The following is a 17757-nucleotide window of genomic DNA, read 5'->3' on the forward strand; positions in this document are numbered from 1 at the left end:
ATTGTTTTTCCCCGGAGCAAATCGGAATAAGTAAGGATGAAAGGATATGAAATATGGAAGCAAAGAAATTTAAAGTCATTATTGTAGAGGACGTAAAGCTGGAGTTAAAGGGGACGGAAGAGATATTCCGTCACGAAATACCGGATGCGGAAGTTATCGGTACCGCCATGACGGAACAGGAGTTCTGGGGTTTGATGGAAACCGGTGTACCGGACCTTGTTTTACTGGATTTGGGCTTGGGCGGTTCCACCACTATCGGCGTGGAGATTTGCCGCAATATCTTTAAGCGCTATCCGGGTGTGCATGTGTTGATATTCACCGGAGAGATTTTGAATGAGAAACTATGGATGGATGTTCTTGATGCGGGAGCCGACGGTATCATTCTGAAGACCGGAGAACTGCTGACCAAGACGGATGTACAGGCCGTTATGGACGGGAAGAAACTTGTTTTCAATTATCCCATATTGGAAAAGATTGTAGAACGCTTTAAAACTTCCGTCCGGAATGATGCGAAACGGCAGGAAGCCGTTATCAGTTATGATATAGACGAATACGACGAACGCTTTCTCCGTCATCTTGCTTTGGGGTACACCAAGGAGATGATTGCCAATCTGAAAGGTATGCCGTTTGGCGTGAAGTCTTTGGAGAAACGGCAGAATGATTTGATAGGACGCCTTTTTGGAGATTATGAACGAGTGGGAGTAAATGCTACGCGCCTGGTGGTGCGTGCGTTCGAGCTGCGTATTCTTGATATTGACAATCTGGAAGCGGACGAGGAATAATCCCGGATACCGAATAGTTATGAGGAATAAATGGCGCATGCCCCATCCCGCAACGATGTTCTTCCTGCTGACGCTGGGAGTTATCTTTCTGTCGTGGATATTCGATGTCTACGGTTTGAGTGTGCGTCTGCCTCAGACAGGCGAGGAGATACGTGTACAGAGTTTGTTGAGCCCGGAAGGTATTCGATGGCTGTTGCGCCATGTGGTAACGAATTTTACGGGTTTCGCCCCGTTGGGGCTGGTTATCGTGTCGATGTTCGGGATAGGAGTTGCGCAACATTCCGGGTTTATAGATGCGTGTATACGCAAAGGCATACGCGGCCGGGGACGTAATCCGTGGCGTATCGTACTCAGTGTTATTGTTTTGGGGTTGCTGTCCAATGTAGTGGGGGATGCCGGATATATCATATTGCTGCCTATCGCCGCAACGTTATTCCATTCGGTAGGATTGCATCCCGTAGGCGGAATTATAGCTGCTTATGTATCGGTGTCGTGCGGTTATAGTGCCAATATACTTTTGAGTACGCTTGATCCTATGCTTGCCGCCGCAACACAAGAGGCTGCCGATATGACGGATGTGTCGGGCGGACGGGTCGGACCTCTGTGCAATTATTATTTCTTTTGCGCATCTACTTTCCTATTGGCGCTCATTATTTACCATATAACCCGTAGAAGACTATTGCCGGGCTTAGGGGAATACAATGGAAGTAATGCGTTCTGCGGTTATAAGCAGTTGTCCCGAAAGGAGCAGAGAGCTTTGCTGGGAGCTGTCATTGTCGGTTTGCTCTATGCGGCGCTTGTTCTGTGGGCTACATTCTCTTCGTGGGGGATATTGAGAGGCGTTAATGGCGGGCTGATCCGTTCGCCGTTTATTGTCGGTATCCTGTTCCTGCTATCTTTGGGGATAGGGTTGATGGGAATGGTGTATGGATTCGCTTCCGGACGTTATCGTACGGACGGTGATGTGATAGAGGGGCTGACCCAACCGATGAAGTTATTGGGCGTTTATTTCGTAATCGCTTTTTTTGCTGCCCAGATGTTCGCTTGCTTTGAGTATTCACATCTGGATAAGTGTATCGCAATAATGGGAGCGAATATGCTTTCTTCCGTTCGTTCGGACAGTTTGTGGATACTGATATTATTTATTTTGTTTACTGCTCTTATTAACCTCATTATGGTTTCTTCCACATCGAAGTGGGCGTTTATGTCGTTCATTTTCGTTCCGGTATTGGCCGGTATGGGGATTTCTCCGGATATGACACAGTGCGCGTATCGCATCGGTGATAGCGCAACGAATGCGATTACTCCTTTCATGTTTTATATGCCGCTTGTTCTGACGTATATGCAGCAGTACGATAAGCAGTCTACTTATGGTTCGCTGCTTAAATATACGTGGAGATATTCATTGGCCATTCTTATTGCCTGGACTGCTTTGTTTGTGCTTTGGTATCTTTGTAAACTGCCGCTGGGATTGTAAGTCGGGATTGTTTTCGCGCGTATCTTTATTCTGCGGTAATAATATCAACATCATAACCGATGAAAAGCCCGCTTTCAATGACTCCCGTAATGGATTTGAGCTGTTGTTCCAAACCGGAGCCGATGGTGTCAAAACGGACATCCAAGATAAAGTTACCGTTTTCGGTCAGTATCGGACCGTCTTTCCCAACAGCAAGCCGCAATGTTATTTCAGAAGCTCCCAACCGACGAATCTCCTGCTCCGCATGATTGAGCGCACCGGGAAAGACTTCCACCGGAACAGGAAATTTACTTCCCAAACGCTCCACCTTCTTGCTTGGGTCGATGATGATGTAACTTTTGTCACTACTCTTAATCAGCAATTTTTCTTTGAACATGGCACCGCCGCGACCTTTAATCAGGTTATGTTGCGGATCGACCTCATCGGCTCCGTCAAAAGTCCAGTCGGGACGTTTATTCCAAAGGGTGGTTTGTTGTATGTTCAGTTGTATGCAGGTCATTGAAATCTCATTGGAAGCGGGTATTATCTCTATGTGGAGCGCTTCCTTGCGTATCCGTTCGGCCAATGCGAATAAAGTCAGGTAGACAGTAGAGCCGGAGCCGGCACCGATTATATCTCCGTTTTTGGCTATATCGGCTACTTCTTTGGCAATACGCTCTTTGCCGGCTCTGTTGATAATAGTATTTGACCATTGCAACTGTTCTATGAGTTGATTGTTCCACTTCATACCTTTTACTGTTTTTTATATTGTTATTATAACATAACTTTAAAGAAAAAAGTTTGCCAAGAATGTTTTCTGTTTCATTGGTTAACGGACTTTGTAAATACGCTATTCATTAAGGTTATAATTTAAATCGTATGGGTGACCGTCTATTTTTATATTGATAGATACATTGTCCTTGTTCCCGGTTTCTTTAAACTGACCCTCGATTGTGTGACCTGTGGCAGAGCGTACGGGGTATAGTACTGTAATATATCGTACAGGACTGTTATCTGGCTTCCGCATGACAACCGCATAGGACTTTCTTTGTTCATATTTTCTGTCTGTCTGGTAGGATATGCGACCATCAAATTCTTTGAAGATAAGATTCTTATTTGTTTCTCCGAATGTACGAACTAACAGGTTGTTGTCACCATTGAAGGTGGTATGAGCGCCAAATACTTCCTTATCCAAAAGAACATTGTCAACAGACTTTTCATCGCAAAGATGGAAATATAATTTTGCATATCCGGTAGCTGTCCCGAATCCTTCATCTACAAATACAAAGAATTCTTGTGGCTGTTTGACGTAGAAGATGGCTCGACGGTGTTTGAAGTTGGTATATCCTTGATTTTCCGTCACAATAAGTTGGTATTCATTTTCATCTTTGGATAATAATAAGGTTCCGGCTGCTTTATTGATGTTTTCCGCTCCGGTCTCTTCATGTTCCGCGGTATTGCCTAAAACCATCGTGTTATGCGCTTTGGTCTGGCGGAACCATCTGCGTAACTCCATTACATTTTCATTACCCTCTGCCATATATGCACAAACACCGGAGTCGGGGAAGAAGTTACGCCCGTTACGATATAGCTCAAACGTACCGTTGTCAAGCTGGTTATGGCTCGAATCGCCCAATTTTGAAGAAATATTATTACTGTGAATCAATACGGTAGATTGTGAGTCCCAACCGCTACGCAGTACATAAAAGCCTGAAGATTGGAACGTTTTTATTTGTGTGCTCGGACAAGCGCCGCTTTTACCATATGTGTACATATATTCAAACTCGGAATCTTCAGGAAACATTTCCATATATTTCTTGAAATTCTTATTTAGCACGCTTCGGGTTTTCACCCATGAATCGTTGAAAGCAGGGCTGCAATCTTTACTGTTTTTCGTGAAATAGCTGGGGTAAGTGAAGTGCATCACTACCTTTGCCGCTTTTAAAAGTACCTCATTGAGATTTGGTGAAAGTAAATTCTCCGGAACTTTGTTCAGAAGAAGCAGTCGTTTGAGGTCATACAGTCCGTCTAATATACCTATATGATAATGTAGAGACAAGTCGTTTGTCATACCATCCTCCAAAAACAGTTTTGAAGTTTGGTCATTGATAATATCACAACCTGTTTTTTGCCATTGTGAGGCATTCTTCAACTCAGGGAACAAAGTTCCTGCAAACACTAATGCCACTGCTTGGCTTAGCAAGATATTATTTTCACCGGCATATTTGTATTTGGATAAATAATCTGCATGCTCCGCAAAGTGTACCAGGAAAAAAGAGAGCCACTCCGGCGTAAAGTTGGGAGAACTTTTGAAATATTCAAATGACTCCGTCTGACCCATAATGCGTGTGGACACTTGAAGCTGATACCATTTAAGCTTATCAGGACTGCCTTCGGGCAGAGGATGCTTGGCAATCCAATCGGCATATACATCTTTCCATGAAAGCATATATTTCTCATCATGAGAATCTTGATAGGTTTTTCCTTGAAGCGGCATCCAATTGTGGCGATGCAATTGCTTCTGATATTCATTATCCGCACCTTTAGGCGCAAATTCCCAATTGATTGTTTTATCGCTGTTTTGTAGGGAATAAGGCTTTTTCAGATTCTTATCTTCCAAATAGTTATCGTTTACATAAAAACGGTATTCATCTATGGCATAGTCCGCATAACCACGCTCTACCTCACTGGGAGAAGCTGATGTGACATTGGGATTCTTTATATTCTCTCTGTTTATGTAGTAAGCCAACAGTTCTTTTAAGGCGGTATTATCATCACCTGCTTCATGCAGCGATTTGACAGCACCCAATCCGGGATAGTCCAGATTAAGAATCTTGAATAGGGTTACTTCTGTATCTTCGTCTGGGGGCAGAGCGGGCTTTTCTTCATCCTCTACGGGCGGTTTCTCTTCTTCCTTATCTTTTATGGGTATGTCGTTATTTGTACATCCGAACATAATGATAGAAGATAGGAATGCACAAATGTAAAAATGGCGTTTGAATATCATCGTATTAAGTATTTAGTTTATTTGTGCAAATATAAGAAGTTTATCACCGAGTGCCGCTCAGTAATGTGTATATCCTAACTACAAATAGGAGTTGAATTATTAATTTGGTTGAATATGTTATTAGAATTGTCTTTTAGAAAGAGAGAGGAAATGCCGAAACAAGAAAAGAACTCATTTACCGTTGATATCAGTTTAAAGAAATGATTTAGAAAAACATAGACAATCGTTAGTAACGGGTCTAATAGGCTGTAACGACTTGAATTACATTTACATTACACTTCTCAGAGGGAAGTTCTTATTAGTAATATGTTTGATGTAATATATTGTAATGGTAAATATTATTTGCAAATAATAGCTAAGAAGTCATGGCGATATATTATTTTTGCCAAAAAAAGATATTTAATAATGATACTATAATAATCATTGAGTAAATATGAAAACGGAGTTAATAGAAAATTTAGACTTTACAGAGAAAGATTATAATGAGAAAACAGCAGGTGAGGATATTGCTTCTTTCAACGAGTTTATAGATGCTATTATCGCATTTGTAGAACAAAGTGGCGGTACTTTGGAAGATGCAATCATTATGGCTGACGACGCTTATTACCAATTATGATGCAACTCTTTTAAAAAATATTATGTATGTATAAAGCATTGTGTTTCAGTAATACAACTATTTGCTTGCCATATAGAAGACTATCATTTTAATACAAACAATAAATATTTTGAATGTAAAATTTGTAGTTTTCATAAAAAAACGTACCTTTGCACCGCAATTAAGGCTGGTTCCGTAGCTCAGCTGGATAGAGCAACGCCCTTCTAAGGCGTGGGTCTTGCGTTCGAATCGCAACGGAATCTAGTCGATAAAACGACTGCTTGCCTTTCGTCGTTTAGCTGGGTATCAAAGAGTTACTACCTTGTCTTTTTCAGTAGAATTCGTGCAAAAAGTAGGTAACATAGTAGAAACACAGCTTTCCGTAGCCCCATTTTTCAGTGGATAGAAATAATTTAGAAAACAAAAATGAGTACGGTAAGAGTCATTCAAAATAAGCAGAGATTGACAAAAGAAGGCAATGCTCCACTCTATATAACCTTTTATATTGGTAAGGAAAAGCTGATGCTTCCTTGCAGAGTATCTGTACCTGCCGCTAAATTTGATGAGAAAAGCGGACTTCTCAAGGGAAACGGCAAAGAGGCAAAGGATATTAATCTCATCGTGAACAATCAGAAGGCACGTGTTAACGACATACTGGTGAAGTTCCGGTTGCGAAACCAAGCTTTAACAAAAGATATTTTCATGCGGGAGTACAACAATCCGAGCGATTACAAAACCTTCCATGACTTCGTAAAGGAGTATATGAAAACCTACAGCCGGCGCATAGAAGTGGGCACCTTTAAGCACCACTTGAGTTGCATGAAAAAGTTCAAGGCATATAATGAACTGTTGCAGTTCCGGGAACTCACTCCGGATTATCTGACCGACTACCTGATTTATATGAAAAAGGAGTTGGGAAATACGGAGATAACCGCACAACGTAATATGTCCACCATCAAAATATATGTCACCGCAGCCTACAGAAAGGGTTATATAGAGGAAAATCCCTTTCAGGAGTTCCATATCAAAAGAATAAAAAGTGATGTGGACTATCTGACGGAAGAGGAGTTGATGCAGTTTGTGCAGTTATACTATCAGAGAACATTACCGGAAAAGCTTCAGCTAACTTTAGCTTTTTTCCTATTCATGTGTTTTACGAGCATGCACATAACGGATGCCCGAATGTTCTGCATTGAGCAAGTAAACAATGATGTGTTGACCTATTATCGTGTAAAGAACCGGAACTGTAAACCGGAACCCATTAAAATACCGATGTCTATACCAGCCTTAAAACTTCTGGAAGAGTGGGCTGAAGATAGGGAAGAAGGACGACTCTTTAGGAATGTACAATGCGATCAGGTTGTCAACAGACAACTGAAAGCTATTGCCAAAGAGCTGGGGATTAACAAAAAAATATCGGCTAAGACAGGTAGGCATACATTTGCGACTATTTATCTAAGGAAAACGAAAGACTTATCCAGCCTGCAAAAATTGCTTGGACACAGTAATATCCGGGAAACGATGATTTATGCGCACGTTATGGATGAGAGCAAGCGGGAAGGTATGCAATGTTTCAATAGCTTCACCTTATAAATAACGTTCAAAGACCGTACATTCGTACGCTTTATTTATAATCTGCTGTTTTTCAAAATAATGCGGCTGCACTTTTCTGTACAAGTTCGTACAGAAGAAGATGCAGCCGCACAAATTTTATTTCTCGTACATCACCCAGTAGGGTTGACCGGCCAAATATTCTACATGATATCCTGCATCAGTCAGTTGCTTTGCAAGTTCTGTCGGTCGTACTGATATAATGTTGGATAAATCATATATTAATTCATCGGTGGTCTTGAAGCATTTGGCAGAAGTGGAACCAATAGGGGAGTAGTTCTGTCCTAAGAAATTGGCTATGGCCTTCTGTTGTTCTGCTTTTATCTTTTCCAGCTCATTCTGTTCTTGTTCTTTTTCGTCCTTTTCATTCTCATAGTAAGAACGGAATCCTATTTTCTTACTCATTGTACACCTCCTCTTCTTGTGGGGCCAATCTTTTTATCATGGATGATACGATGCGTAAATCACTTATTATGGATATAATGTCATCAGTGCTAACTTCATTGTCAACTTTCAGGTCCAGGATTAATCCGGTAGCTTTATCTATGGTATTGCAACAAGCATTAGCGCCGCCACTCTGCAAAATCGAGATGGTTTCGCTGATGGTTGGTGTCAATATAACATTGTTGATTTCAGTACTCATAGTTCGCCTCCTTCCTGTTCCAACATATTCGCTTTCTCACTAAATTGATAAACAGAACGGACCTTACAGATGTCGATAAAGAATATCGTGTCCGGTAATCCGCCACTCATTACATGAGCTTCAATACGTATGGTACGACCACTATCAACTGGACCGGCAGTGTATTGCATACGTTTCGTTTTGGGGTGTTCGGCATTGATGCGGTTGACCACATCACATAATTCATGCTTGAGTGCATCCAGGGAAAGTTCATCCTTGATAAGAACGTCCTTATACTTCTTTACATAGTCAATCACCTTTTTCCATGCCCGGTTCTTCGGTGAATAGGTCTGCAAATAGGAAACAAAGAACATCATGCTTTGCCTCCTTTCTCATTAAAGGTGATGTTTACTGTCCCACCATTGACATAGATGGAAATAGAATTTTCACTATGTGCTGCACGGATACGTTTACGCCCGGAACACAATTCGATACCCAACTGGGCAAACAGTTCTTGAACCTTCTCTGCGGATACGTAGCGTCCGCGAGCGCTTTGAGATTGTTTTGTCATAATGAAACGCTATTTTAAATGAAACAATATATTGAATAATGTAATGCTTCAATAAAAGACGGGAAGGGAACTCTCTCCAAAAAATCAGAAAACCTATTAAAAAAGAAAGTTCCGCTTTCCCGTTGCGTTTCACCTTGACAAGGCAGTGGGTGCATTACACACTCCACACGGGGGTCGGAACTATATGATACCATTGGGCATAAAAAATGCCAACGGCAAAAGTTGGCGAGCAGTCTCGCCTTGTCAAAATGAAACGCACCACAAAGATGCAGGTTTATTTTGAAATGGCAAAAGAAAAGCGGAGATTTTTTATCTCCGCTCCAACATTTATCATCCTTTCAAATATTTATCTACAGTCTCAAAATCGAGAGTCACATCAACCATTTTAAGCAGTTTTTCATACTTAGTCAAAATAGCTTGTTTTGCTTTATCATGTTCTGGAAGAACGGAGAAGAAAGCTGTAGTAAACATCTTATCCAAACTTATTTCATGGAGAAGTAATTCTTTGGCTTTTTCCTTCTCCCCAGCCGAACAATACAGTAAGAACATTGCTTGGAAATTTTCGTTTGGTACCATTTTCTTTTTAATTTCCTCTACATGATTACATAATGTAAAGAATCGAACAAGCAGAACGATTTCAATAACCGCAGTCAAAAAAATAATAAAATGAATAATTGTTTCCATTGGATATTTATTTTATATTATAGAACAAAGGTCAGAATAACTAACCAGCTAACAAAAGAAAAGCGGAGATTTTTTGTTTCTCCGCACAACTGTGGTACTTAGCATCTCAACTGAAGTCAAATCTTCATCCTCATGAGGCATTTTTATTCAAACAAAATCTCGCTTTCTCCATAATAAAGAAAGCGAGATTGAGGTTGCACCCGAAGGCTGGCGGGTGACTTCTTGTTCAAATCGGGGGATATGGTCCCGTGGCCTTAAATATTATCAGCAGCGCGGCGTAAGCGATCTGCTAAATCACACAAAGCTCCACGCATTTGCTCTTTTTCTTTTTCAGAAAATTCCCCTTTGCCGCCGTTACCATCTATGCCATCCAGCTTATGATAAAGCCATGAACTGGACTTTCCAAAATAGTTGCGGGCTATCTCCCGCCATGATACTATCATTAAAATATCTTGAAGCTTTTGCTTCATTGTCATTTCAGCTTGAGGTGTTACAATCATTGTTTCCATATCTTTCTATATTTTTATGGGTAATTGTGCCCACCCTCGAAAGGGTGGGTTCTGTTTTTAATCTCTTGGTAAATCCACTAACTTATCAAATAGTTCTTGACAATACCAAAGTAACTGTGGGTAGCCGTTAGGGAAAGAGTTCTGATAATTTCTTATGCACCGTATCAGTTCCTCTTCGTCCTTGGTCAGCTTCAGTCTTTGTTGTGGAGTTCTTAATCTCTTTTTTCTCATATCGCTTATTTTTTTGAACACGACAAATTTACTACGAAAAATCGTATTAAGCAAATTTACTACGAAAATTTGTTGTTAAAATATACTGCAAAATTATTCTATACGGTAAAAAGTCCCCTTCAACACCTTATTTAATCCATCCGCATCTATCTCCGCTTCAATCTTCTCGCACAAATACCGCTTGTTACCTATGAGAAATACCTTATTCACATCCGGTAATTTATCAGTCTGGAACTGGATAGTATAAGGAATATCCGAATGAAACTTTTTAAGATTGGATAGTCGGCGCCCCATACTATTTGGACAAACATCGTTCAAACTGAGAGAATAGGGTAGGAACTCCGTGAGTTGTGCTTCGGTCTTCTGTTGGTAGTCAGTGAAAGGATAGGCATGGCTATAAGGCTTTGTCTGTCCGTTGGAGGTCACGTTCTGCCGGTTAAATATTCCAGTGTTGAAGGCTATCTCCATACGGTCATTCTTTTGTTGCTTCTCCGGCAACTCGATATCACCGTCAATTGCCTCTTGGATATTGAACCCTTCTCCCTGCGGACTGATTATCCAGTCCGGATTATAACTTTTGCGATAATAGCTGATTAAGGGAATGTTCAAAAACAGGTTGGTGTCGGTCCGTACCACATCAAAATTATGTTGCAGCCGTTTCCATGTACCACGGTTATGTTGTACAATCTTAGCAGGGACTATTTTCAGCTCGACATCCGTATCATCAGATTCCGGATGACGGACAAAGTCTGCATAAAGATTGACCTCACGCAGAGTATCGGTTTCGTTCTCATTGTAATTGATGTAGTAACGTTTACCTACGACAAATATTACTTTCTTCCGTTCTGCCTTATCCATGCCGTCATAGGCATTTTTCATCTGCTGATAATGGGTGTACTCTATTTTCTTAGCGGCTTTCAACAGATTCCGATCCAGTCGGAAGTAACCATCATCGGAAGTGGAAGGAAGGTCGTAACCGACATTGCCAGAGGTTACATCCTTATCGTTCTTCTCCTCGTTTATGTCGACTGTAAATTCGTGTAGTAATTCAGTGTAATTGATAATTTCCTTATCAGGATTAGAAAAATAATTGTTCAGTTCAACAAAGCGTACGATTTTGGACTGTTCATCCACAACAGTAACTACGCCTAAAAACTTTTCCAACTCGTTAAAAAACTCGGAAATAGTCCAGTGTGGCAATGCAGTTTCGATACGGAATGAGTTTACTGCACTGCATATATAGATGTTCCGCAAGAAATTGTTGTCAAAGAAAGTAGTATCAAAAGTATATCCAAAATAGTCAATCAGTTTTTTGATTACTGTAAGCAGATACGGTTGGAAACTTCCTATCAAGTAACTTGAATAAGGATTGAAGTTGGTTGTTCCCTCTTCATACGTAACTGCATTGACCAGGTTTTCTTCTTTTGCTTCTTGGTAAAACACTGGCAAGAAAACCCCGTCTACTTCATCTACCGAGCCATAGACGGTAGTCATTTCCGATTCCGGTAAGAAGAACTGAAATAACCCCGGTGTGGGGGGAACATAGGGGCCGCCCAATTTTAATTCATCAATATAAATGTCATCATTTGTCAGAAGATTAAATTCCGCATTACCTGATACAAGCTGTACTTTTACCAATGTGTCTTCTACAGACAACAAAACCGCACTACCATAAAGCAGACATTTACCGTCAACGATGAGCATGGCTGGAAGGATAGTCTTTTCTTTTGTTACATCCAAACGGTTGATATGCTTAAATGTGGCATAATTGGCAGGCATGGGAAGCTCAACATCCATAGAATAATTAGAGCTACGGGTAAAATAAGGATTCTCGGATGTAAATGTAAAGCTGAACCCTTCAGGAAGAACAGCCAATTGTCCGTCAATATATAATTCGGTCATTGCTTATTACGTGATTTATTGTTATTCAACATTTGGTATTCTTTTTGAGCTTGGTTAATACCCCGTTTACCGGTAACATAAGTTTCCGCCACCAACGGTTCGTCCAAGCGACTCTTAAGTTTGCGAAGCATACGGGTACAATCTATCAGCATTGCCAGCATCGCCGGGTCATTAGTAGTCGTTGCACTGGTAGCGGGTGTCTTGGCTGGCACAGTACGTGTACTTTTTCCGGAACCTGCCACAGCTGCTATATCTTCAGCAGTCAGATTACCGACATTTCCACTGCGTTGCGCCACATCAATGGCATCAAATATTGGCCGTAAACTTGGGTTAGCCACAGCAAAACGATTGGCGACAAACTCATTTGAATGAACGATACCCTGCGGCTGGTCCCAACTGCCTGAGCCTGTGTAGCCACCGGTATAGAAATTTCCGACCAATCCTTTTACCACAGCAAAAGCGGCTTTGATAGCAGCCACCTGTGCAGCAGCTTTGGCAGCACCTATAAAAGAGAGTGGGGCGGTAGCAGCTAAATTTTTAGCGGTAATTTCCAAAATGGAGATCTCTATAACACGTTCCAAAGCATCCAGTGCCATCAGGATGGTTTCACGTAAAAAGTTCTTCAGAGAGAGTTCGCCATTAGCAATCATTTCACCGATGGTTTCCCCGAAGTCGGAAGCTATATCTGTCACTAAAGATGCATATTGCTTGTGCATTTCCATTGTTTTGTCATATTTTTCTTTTTCAATGTCAGTCTGTGCTTCTGCTTGTTCCTTTTGTATTTCGGTACGCTGCTCTTCAGTCAGCTGGTAATTGTGAAGTAAATCATCCCAATATCGTTGTCGAATATTGTTTACTTCTTGAGCAAAATTCTCTTCGGAAGTAAGATCCCTATAATGGTTGGCTGTAGCTTCTTCCAGTTCAATGCGTAACTGTTTCTGGCGTACAGAAAGGCGCTCTTTGGATATTTTGTCTGATGCCTTCTGACGTTCTTTTGCTGTTTTTTCGTCTTGTCTCTTACACTCTTCGTTAAATTTGATTTGTGCTTCCAGCATTTTGACCTGCAATTTCTCACGTTCATGTGCTTCCAGTCCTATTACTGCCAGTTTCTCATCCAGAGTCTTTTTCTCTAAATCTATTTGTAAGGCTGTGTATTCTTCGCTGGTTGCAATTTCACCTTCTAAATATAACTTTTGTAAATGGGTCATCTGCTGCATGTGTCTTGTTTCAGCATCTTCCAATTCTTGTTTCACACGTTTTTTACGTTCATCTTCAGATTCAGAACTTGCGCCACCACTACTATTGGTAGTAGGTGTTGAAGGGGCTGGAACAGCGGTCTTGTATTTGTCGTTAATAGCAAGTAATTGGGAGGTATAATCCTGCATCATTTGTTCGTAATAGTGCACATTGTCATCAAGGCGTTTCTTCTGCGACGCCCATACTCGGTATGCATCAGGTGATATTCCGTTAGATACCGCTAACTCTTCAACAGACTTACCTACATTGGCAGGGTCATTTATTTCCCATTCAAGATTTTTAAACTTCATAGCATCTGAACCAATTTCGCGTATCCATTCGCTACGTTGACTCAATGCTTCTTGTAATTTGGAGTTTGCCATCTGCTGTTTGGCGGTAAGTAATAGTTTCTCTACATAACCGTCTAATGCTTGTGTATTGTTGTTGATAAGCATTCCCTCTTTCGTCAACGAAGCATGATATTCCGGAACAATAGACTGAATTTCTTCTAATGCAGCCTTTCGCTTTTCATATGGTTCTTTAGAATCTTCAAGTACTTTCCGTAGTGCATCCAGTTTATTCTTTTCTTCACTGATACTTTTTTCAGCCTCCCTATTCATATCTACCAGCTCCTTTTGCCTCCGTGCGGCTATAGAAGTGCGCTGGGCATAGGTATACAGTCCTGTTGCTGCGGCTGCAACAGCTGTGGCAATAACGACAAAAGGGTTTAATCCTAATACTGCCCATGCAACTCGTGCCGCTTTAGTTGCAGCAGAAAACCGAAAGGTTAGAGTCTCCAGTGCAGCCCGGAAAATAAGTGTGCTTGCTGCCACTGTCCGAGTTATGATATTATGAGAACGCATCTGTAATATCAATCTGCCTATTGCTTTATAGTCTCCTGCCAATGCATCGTTCAAAGCAATGGTGGCTACTCGGTAGGCTGTTTGAATGGCAATCCCTGCCCGTAGGACTACATTGTAGGTAATATGATAAAGAGAAATAAGCTTTAATGTGGAATAATAAGTAACCAGAGGAGCTGTTAGAGCCATTACTGTACCACCCCATTTTTGAAGCCAGTCTATCAATCCAGGTAAATACTTGAGCACATTGGTTAGCATATTGGTACTCACCGTCAAAGCCGGATTCAATTTCTCGCCAAGGTCGATGGCTGCCAGTTTCATTTTATTACGTGCCTGCTCCAGTTTAGCTTGTGCCGTATCACTGTTTATGGCCGCCTGCTCATACGCCACATTAGTTCCGGTAACAGCAGCGGTAAAGTCCTTCACCATCTCCGTGTTCTGAAGGATTACGGATGCAGTGTTATAACCTTCTTCCCCGAACATTTTCTTAATGGCGCCTGCATCCATTTTTTTATTCTTCAGGTTTTCCAGTGCCTTATCCAATCCCACAATTTTAGGATTGGTTTCATCAGCTCCGGTCTGAAGTACCAAGAAGAATTTCTTCAATCCCGTTCCAGCCACTTCATCCTTAATGCCTCGATAGGCAAGTGTTTCAATCAATGCAACCGTCTGCTCGATGGGGACATTGGCAGAAGCAGCTGCCGTACCCGCATTCCGGATAGCTTTTGCCTGACTTGCAATATTGGCGGAACCGGCCTGGGAACCGGCAGCCAATACGTTGGTAAACCGTCCTGCCTGGTCAGCTGCTGCACCATATTGGTTAAGTGATAAGGTAAGAGAGTCAACCGCTTCATTGAGTGTAATATCCTTGGCTGCCGCTTGTAATCGCATCGCTTCTTCAGTGACCTGTTTCAATGCTTCCTTATCTCCAAGTAGTTCCGGTTTAGCCGAACCAACCAACATGAACGCATCAAGGATTTCGGCAGCAGACTGGCGAACACGCAATCCCTCCTTTGTCATGGTGGTGGAAAGTGTCTTAGCCTGTTCTGTCAACCAGGAGATGCTGTCATCATCAAGTCCGGTCAAAGCTTTCAACCCGGCTTGTGACTCCTCCAACTTGTTGCGTTCGTCTCTGATGGCACGTAAGGCGAGCGTGAATCCTGTCAGGAAACCGATTATAGACAAGATAACTCCACCAAAACGATTGAACCAGTCCACCATGCCACCAATACTGATAGTTGCTTTCTTGGTTTCAGCGGTAATACCTTTTATCTCCTGACGATGCTGTTTGAGTATTCCTTGCAAATGCTGTATCTTCGCCATGGTGCGGTTATACTCTTCAGACCCCATGGTCATAGTTTTCAGCCGTTGTGTCAGCTGTCGGCATTCTTTCTCAATATGATTGACATCATTGACTATCTCCTTTCCATCGATATAAAGATAAATACCTCTTTTCTCTGATTTATTTTTTGCCATTCTTCTGAATTTTTAGTTTATCAAATGTGTCCAGTATTTTTTTGAAAGCTTTATCCCCGTAGTATTCTCCGGATATATCCGCTAATTCAGTGATGTGTTGGTTAATTACCCCGTCAATGAAATCAACCGGTTTGCGTAACACTGTAAAGGTTCCGACTCCTGTTTGGTATTTCTGCTTTTTTATCTCCGCATAGGAATAGCCCTTTTTAACCAATGCAGACTTTATGTCTTCATTTCTCCATTTCTTCTTTTTTCGGTTGTACAGATTATACCCTTTGACCACTACACCATTGATACGGGTATATCCACGTCCTACACCATAGTGTACAAATACACCATATTGTTTGAATTTAAATGCAATGCGGTTTATCTCATCTTCGGTACCCCCTTCGGCATATCTCATTTTCTTCTCCAGACTACGGCTCAGTTCATCGGTTCCCCTGGTTCTGAGTTGGAGAATATTGCCTGAAATGCCTATAATGGAGTCCATCCAGGCACCTACATTCTTTTTAAATTCCGGTGCTGTGACCAGCTTGCTTTGGTTTGTTTCTTTTGCCATAAAAAAGCCTTTAGTTTCAGGTACAAAACTAAAGGCTGAAAAGAGTGGGAAAAAGGACAAGAATTTAATGAACGGAGAACTTAAAATCATTAATCCGGTTCAGCCATCCTTTACGGAAAACAACCTGTGAAGGGTCCCTTTTACAGATTTCTTCAATAAATCGGATTCTATCCGCCTTGATGGTTTCAAACAGCTGCCGCTGATTGGCCAGATTGATACTGGCAACAGTCTGAGGTCCTACAATGCCGTCCACCTTGATTTGCAGGAGTTGTTGTACTCTTGTGATACCGGAACGTCCTGAAGCCCATACCCAGTCCACACAAATGTTGGCAACGGACTGATTATGTATAAAATCAGCCTGATATTTGTCCCAATAATACTTCTTGAAAACATGAAAAACATCGTCCGGAGTAATCATACGCAGGTCATCTGCATCAATGTCACCGTCACCATCCTTGTCGTAACCGCATGATTTCCATGTAGACAAGGTGATGCCCATATTGGTCTTACCACCTTTATCGTTCTTGTGGTCACTCCATCCGCCTTCCCATTTACGGATGATTTTAAATAAGATTTCTGCTTTTGCCATAGATATTTGAATTAATAAAATCAAAGCAAAAGTAGTGTGTGGTTTAGCCATTACATAGGACATTCATTCGCTGAAGATGATCATTAAGAGTTTTGGGATTGCATTTCAACTTTCGGCAAATAGCAGCCTTGCTATATTTGTATGCCAGCATAGTTTTTATGAGAGACTCTTTTCCGGTTAATTTATAATGTGAATTATGCCCGCCTTTACAACGTCCTAATTTTTGCCCTTCAGCTACACGCCGGGCAAGACCTTCTTTCGTCCTCTGTGAAATTAAATCGCGTTCAATCTGTGCAGATAAGCCAAAAGCGAAAGCAAGTATCTGCGACTGGATATTATTACCTAACTCATACTTTTCCTTCACAGTGAGAACTGTGATATTCTTTTGCATTAAAGTATTCAAGATACTCATTACTTCCATCAATCGACGCCCAAGACGACTGATTTCCGATGCAATAAGAGTATCTCCTTTCTTTAATTTCTTAATGAGTGAACCGAGTTTTCGTTTTTTGGCAGACTTCGTACCAGATACCGTTTCGGATATCCATTTATCGATAGATAATTCTCTGATACGAGCAAACTTTTCAATTTCGTAGCGCTGGTTTTCAACAGTTTGTTTGTCTGTTGATACTCTAATGTAAGCGTAAATCATTTTTGCCTGTAAAAGTAAGGATAGTATCTGTGTGAACAAAACTCATATCAGACGCCCCTAAAATATGCAAGGTATGGCAGAAGACATTAAAATCAATGAAGTACAACAGGTTAAGAATGCTGCATATATAACAGTAGTATTGGCAGATGGGAGCCTTGGAAAAATAGCCAAAGTAGATTTGGTGGAACTAATAAGAATAAATATGGCCACAGCTACTAATGAGCATAAAGGTCTTATGGACACCTCTGATTTAAAAAACCTTTCCGGGCTTATATCTGACAATAATAATATAAATGCTGATAATCTGCCTAATGGTTTTTATCGTTATCATCAAGAGAATTACAACGAATATAATTATCCTGCTGCGCATGGCTGTATTCTTACAATAATCACCGATTCGGTTGGATTTCAATTG

Annotated in this window: 18 protein-coding genes and 1 tRNA gene; 6 read left to right on the forward strand and 13 right to left on the reverse strand. The window is 41.2% G+C overall.

The features are described 5' to 3' along the window. Window positions 1–53 precede the first annotated feature (53 nt). Together BHV73_RS08640 and BHV73_RS08645 are read left to right on the forward strand one after the other, a co-directional pair. A complete protein-coding gene (locus tag BHV73_RS08640) occupies window positions 54–782 on the forward strand; it encodes a DUF5932 domain-containing protein (RefSeq protein WP_087411925.1) in 729 nt (242 codons plus the stop codon). A 19-nt stretch (window positions 783–801) separates the two neighbouring features. Further along, window positions 802–2259: an AbgT family transporter gene (locus tag BHV73_RS08645; protein ID WP_087411926.1), complete on the forward strand. Its 1458-nt coding sequence runs from the start codon at window positions 802–804 to the stop codon at window positions 2257–2259. A 25-nt stretch (window positions 2260–2284) separates the two neighbouring features. Here BHV73_RS08645 and rpiA read toward each other — a convergent pair whose 3' ends face one another. Continuing rightward, window positions 2285–2986, reverse strand: coding sequence for a ribose 5-phosphate isomerase A (gene rpiA / locus BHV73_RS08650; RefSeq protein WP_087411927.1), 702 nt, complete (start codon window positions 2984–2986; stop codon window positions 2285–2287). 102 nt (window positions 2987–3088) lie between these two features. After that, window positions 3089–5245, reverse strand: coding sequence for a heparin-sulfate lyase HepC (hepC, locus tag BHV73_RS08655; RefSeq protein ID WP_353681449.1), 2157 nt, complete (start codon window positions 5243–5245; stop codon window positions 3089–3091). 433 nt (window positions 5246–5678) lie between these two features. Between hepC and BHV73_RS08660 the strand changes: the two genes are divergently transcribed. From BHV73_RS08660 to BHV73_RS08670, 3 genes are all read left to right on the forward strand, one after another. After that, window positions 5679–5861 (forward strand): hypothetical protein, encoded by a 183-nt coding sequence (locus tag BHV73_RS08660; protein ID WP_009120999.1) that lies wholly within the window; start codon window positions 5679–5681, stop codon window positions 5859–5861. Window positions 5862–6029: 168 nt separating this feature from the next. Further along, a tRNA-Arg gene (locus BHV73_RS08665) sits at window positions 6030–6103 on the forward strand. A gap of 163 nt (window positions 6104–6266) precedes the next feature. Then, on the forward strand, window positions 6267–7433 hold the full coding sequence (locus BHV73_RS08670; protein ID WP_255379898.1) for a site-specific integrase: 1167 nt from the start codon (window positions 6267–6269) through the stop codon (window positions 7431–7433). 117 nt (window positions 7434–7550) lie between these two features. On the opposite strand, the gene BHV73_RS08675 is transcribed toward BHV73_RS08670, so the two are convergent. The 11 genes from BHV73_RS08675 to BHV73_RS08725 all read right to left on the reverse strand — a co-directional run bounded on the left by BHV73_RS08675 (window position 7551) and on the right by BHV73_RS08725 (window position 17342). Beyond that, on the reverse strand, window positions 7551–7856 hold the full coding sequence (locus BHV73_RS08675) for a hypothetical protein (RefSeq protein ID WP_255379897.1): 306 nt from the start codon (window positions 7854–7856) through the stop codon (window positions 7551–7553). After that, the gene (locus BHV73_RS08680) at window positions 7849–8094 is read right to left on the reverse strand and encodes a hypothetical protein (protein WP_286737963.1); all 246 of its coding nucleotides are present in this window, start codon (window positions 8092–8094) and stop codon (window positions 7849–7851) included. Before BHV73_RS08680 ends, BHV73_RS08675 begins: the two co-directional genes overlap by 8 nt. Continuing rightward, entirely contained in the window at window positions 8091–8450 is a 360-nt protein-coding gene (locus BHV73_RS08685; protein WP_255379895.1) for a peroxisomal biogenesis factor 3, read from the reverse strand. Before BHV73_RS08685 ends, BHV73_RS08680 begins: the two co-directional genes overlap by 4 nt. Next, window positions 8447–8644 carry a hypothetical protein gene (locus tag BHV73_RS08690; protein WP_255379894.1) on the reverse strand — a complete coding sequence of 66 codons (198 nt, stop codon included), beginning with the start codon at window positions 8642–8644 and terminating at the stop codon, window positions 8447–8449. The genes BHV73_RS08685 and BHV73_RS08690 overlap by 4 nt, the downstream gene beginning before the upstream one ends. Before the next feature lie 330 nt (window positions 8645–8974). Further along, window positions 8975–9328 carry a hypothetical protein gene (locus BHV73_RS08695; protein ID WP_255379893.1) on the reverse strand — a complete coding sequence of 118 codons (354 nt, stop codon included), beginning with the start codon at window positions 9326–9328 and terminating at the stop codon, window positions 8975–8977. A 254-nt stretch (window positions 9329–9582) separates the two neighbouring features. Continuing rightward, the gene (locus BHV73_RS08700) at window positions 9583–9837 is read right to left on the reverse strand and encodes a DUF5053 domain-containing protein (RefSeq protein ID WP_118468248.1); all 255 of its coding nucleotides are present in this window, start codon (window positions 9835–9837) and stop codon (window positions 9583–9585) included. A 324-nt stretch (window positions 9838–10161) separates the two neighbouring features. After that, window positions 10162–11970, reverse strand: coding sequence for a hypothetical protein (locus tag BHV73_RS08705; protein ID WP_255379892.1), 1809 nt, complete (start codon window positions 11968–11970; stop codon window positions 10162–10164). Continuing rightward, a complete protein-coding gene (locus BHV73_RS08710; protein WP_255379891.1) occupies window positions 11967–15542 on the reverse strand; it encodes a phage tail tape measure protein in 3576 nt (1191 codons plus the stop codon). The genes BHV73_RS08705 and BHV73_RS08710 overlap by 4 nt, the downstream gene beginning before the upstream one ends. Beyond that, window positions 15529–16101: a hypothetical protein gene (locus BHV73_RS08715; RefSeq protein ID WP_255379890.1), complete on the reverse strand. Its 573-nt coding sequence runs from the start codon at window positions 16099–16101 to the stop codon at window positions 15529–15531. Before BHV73_RS08715 ends, BHV73_RS08710 begins: the two co-directional genes overlap by 14 nt. 64 nt (window positions 16102–16165) lie before the next feature. Next, window positions 16166–16690, reverse strand: a complete 525-nt coding sequence (locus BHV73_RS08720) for a glycoside hydrolase family 108 protein (protein ID WP_255379889.1) — start codon at window positions 16688–16690, stop codon at window positions 16166–16168. 43 nt (window positions 16691–16733) lie between these two features. Beyond that, window positions 16734–17342 carry a master DNA invertase Mpi family serine-type recombinase gene (locus BHV73_RS08725; protein ID WP_255379888.1) on the reverse strand — a complete coding sequence of 203 codons (609 nt, stop codon included), beginning with the start codon at window positions 17340–17342 and terminating at the stop codon, window positions 16734–16736. A gap of 73 nt (window positions 17343–17415) precedes the next feature. Between BHV73_RS08725 and BHV73_RS08730 the strand changes: the two genes are divergently transcribed. Beyond that, the coding region (locus BHV73_RS08730) for a hypothetical protein (RefSeq protein ID WP_286737968.1) at window positions 17416–17757 on the forward strand (342 nt) is incomplete at its 3' end.

Origin of the sequence: Bacteroides sp. 44_46, from assembly GCF_001915465.1 — a bacterium.
Taxonomy (GTDB): Bacteria; Bacteroidota; Bacteroidia; order Bacteroidales; family Bacteroidaceae; genus Bacteroides; species Bacteroides clarus.

What these genes read in the sequence shown, in the direction of transcription:
- BHV73_RS08640 (WP_087411925.1), top strand. Translation starts at nt 54, where the DNA reads ATGGAAGCAAAGAAATTTAAAGTCATTATTGTAGAGGACGTAAAGCTG.
- BHV73_RS08645 (WP_087411926.1), top strand. Translation starts at nt 802, where the DNA reads ATGAGGAATAAATGGCGCATGCCCCATCCCGCAACGATGTTCTTCCTG.
- rpiA (WP_087411927.1), bottom strand. Translation starts at nt 2,986, where the DNA reads ATGAAGTGGAACAATCAACTCATAGAACAGTTGCAATGGTCAAATACT.
- hepC (WP_353681449.1), bottom strand. Translation starts at nt 5,245, where the DNA reads ATGATATTCAAACGCCATTTTTACATTTGTGCATTCCTATCTTCTATC.
- BHV73_RS08660 (WP_009120999.1), top strand. Translation starts at nt 5,679, where the DNA reads ATGAAAACGGAGTTAATAGAAAATTTAGACTTTACAGAGAAAGATTAT.
- BHV73_RS08670 (WP_255379898.1), top strand. Translation starts at nt 6,267, where the DNA reads ATGAGTACGGTAAGAGTCATTCAAAATAAGCAGAGATTGACAAAAGAA.
- BHV73_RS08675 (WP_255379897.1), bottom strand. Translation starts at nt 7,856, where the DNA reads ATGAGTAAGAAAATAGGATTCCGTTCTTACTATGAGAATGAAAAGGAC.
- BHV73_RS08680 (WP_286737963.1), bottom strand. Translation starts at nt 8,094, where the DNA reads ATGAGTACTGAAATCAACAATGTTATATTGACACCAACCATCAGCGAA.
- BHV73_RS08685 (WP_255379895.1), bottom strand. Translation starts at nt 8,450, where the DNA reads ATGATGTTCTTTGTTTCCTATTTGCAGACCTATTCACCGAAGAACCGG.
- BHV73_RS08690 (WP_255379894.1), bottom strand. Translation starts at nt 8,644, where the DNA reads ATGACAAAACAATCTCAAAGCGCTCGCGGACGCTACGTATCCGCAGAG.
- BHV73_RS08695 (WP_255379893.1), bottom strand. Translation starts at nt 9,328, where the DNA reads ATGGAAACAATTATTCATTTTATTATTTTTTTGACTGCGGTTATTGAA.
- BHV73_RS08700 (WP_118468248.1), bottom strand. Translation starts at nt 9,837, where the DNA reads ATGGAAACAATGATTGTAACACCTCAAGCTGAAATGACAATGAAGCAA.
- BHV73_RS08705 (WP_255379892.1), bottom strand. Translation starts at nt 11,970, where the DNA reads ATGACCGAATTATATATTGACGGACAATTGGCTGTTCTTCCTGAAGGG.
- BHV73_RS08710 (WP_255379891.1), bottom strand. Translation starts at nt 15,542, where the DNA reads ATGGCAAAAAATAAATCAGAGAAAAGAGGTATTTATCTTTATATCGAT.
- BHV73_RS08715 (WP_255379890.1), bottom strand. Translation starts at nt 16,101, where the DNA reads ATGGCAAAAGAAACAAACCAAAGCAAGCTGGTCACAGCACCGGAATTT.
- BHV73_RS08720 (WP_255379889.1), bottom strand. Translation starts at nt 16,690, where the DNA reads ATGGCAAAAGCAGAAATCTTATTTAAAATCATCCGTAAATGGGAAGGC.
- BHV73_RS08725 (WP_255379888.1), bottom strand. Translation starts at nt 17,342, where the DNA reads ATGATTTACGCTTACATTAGAGTATCAACAGACAAACAAACTGTTGAA.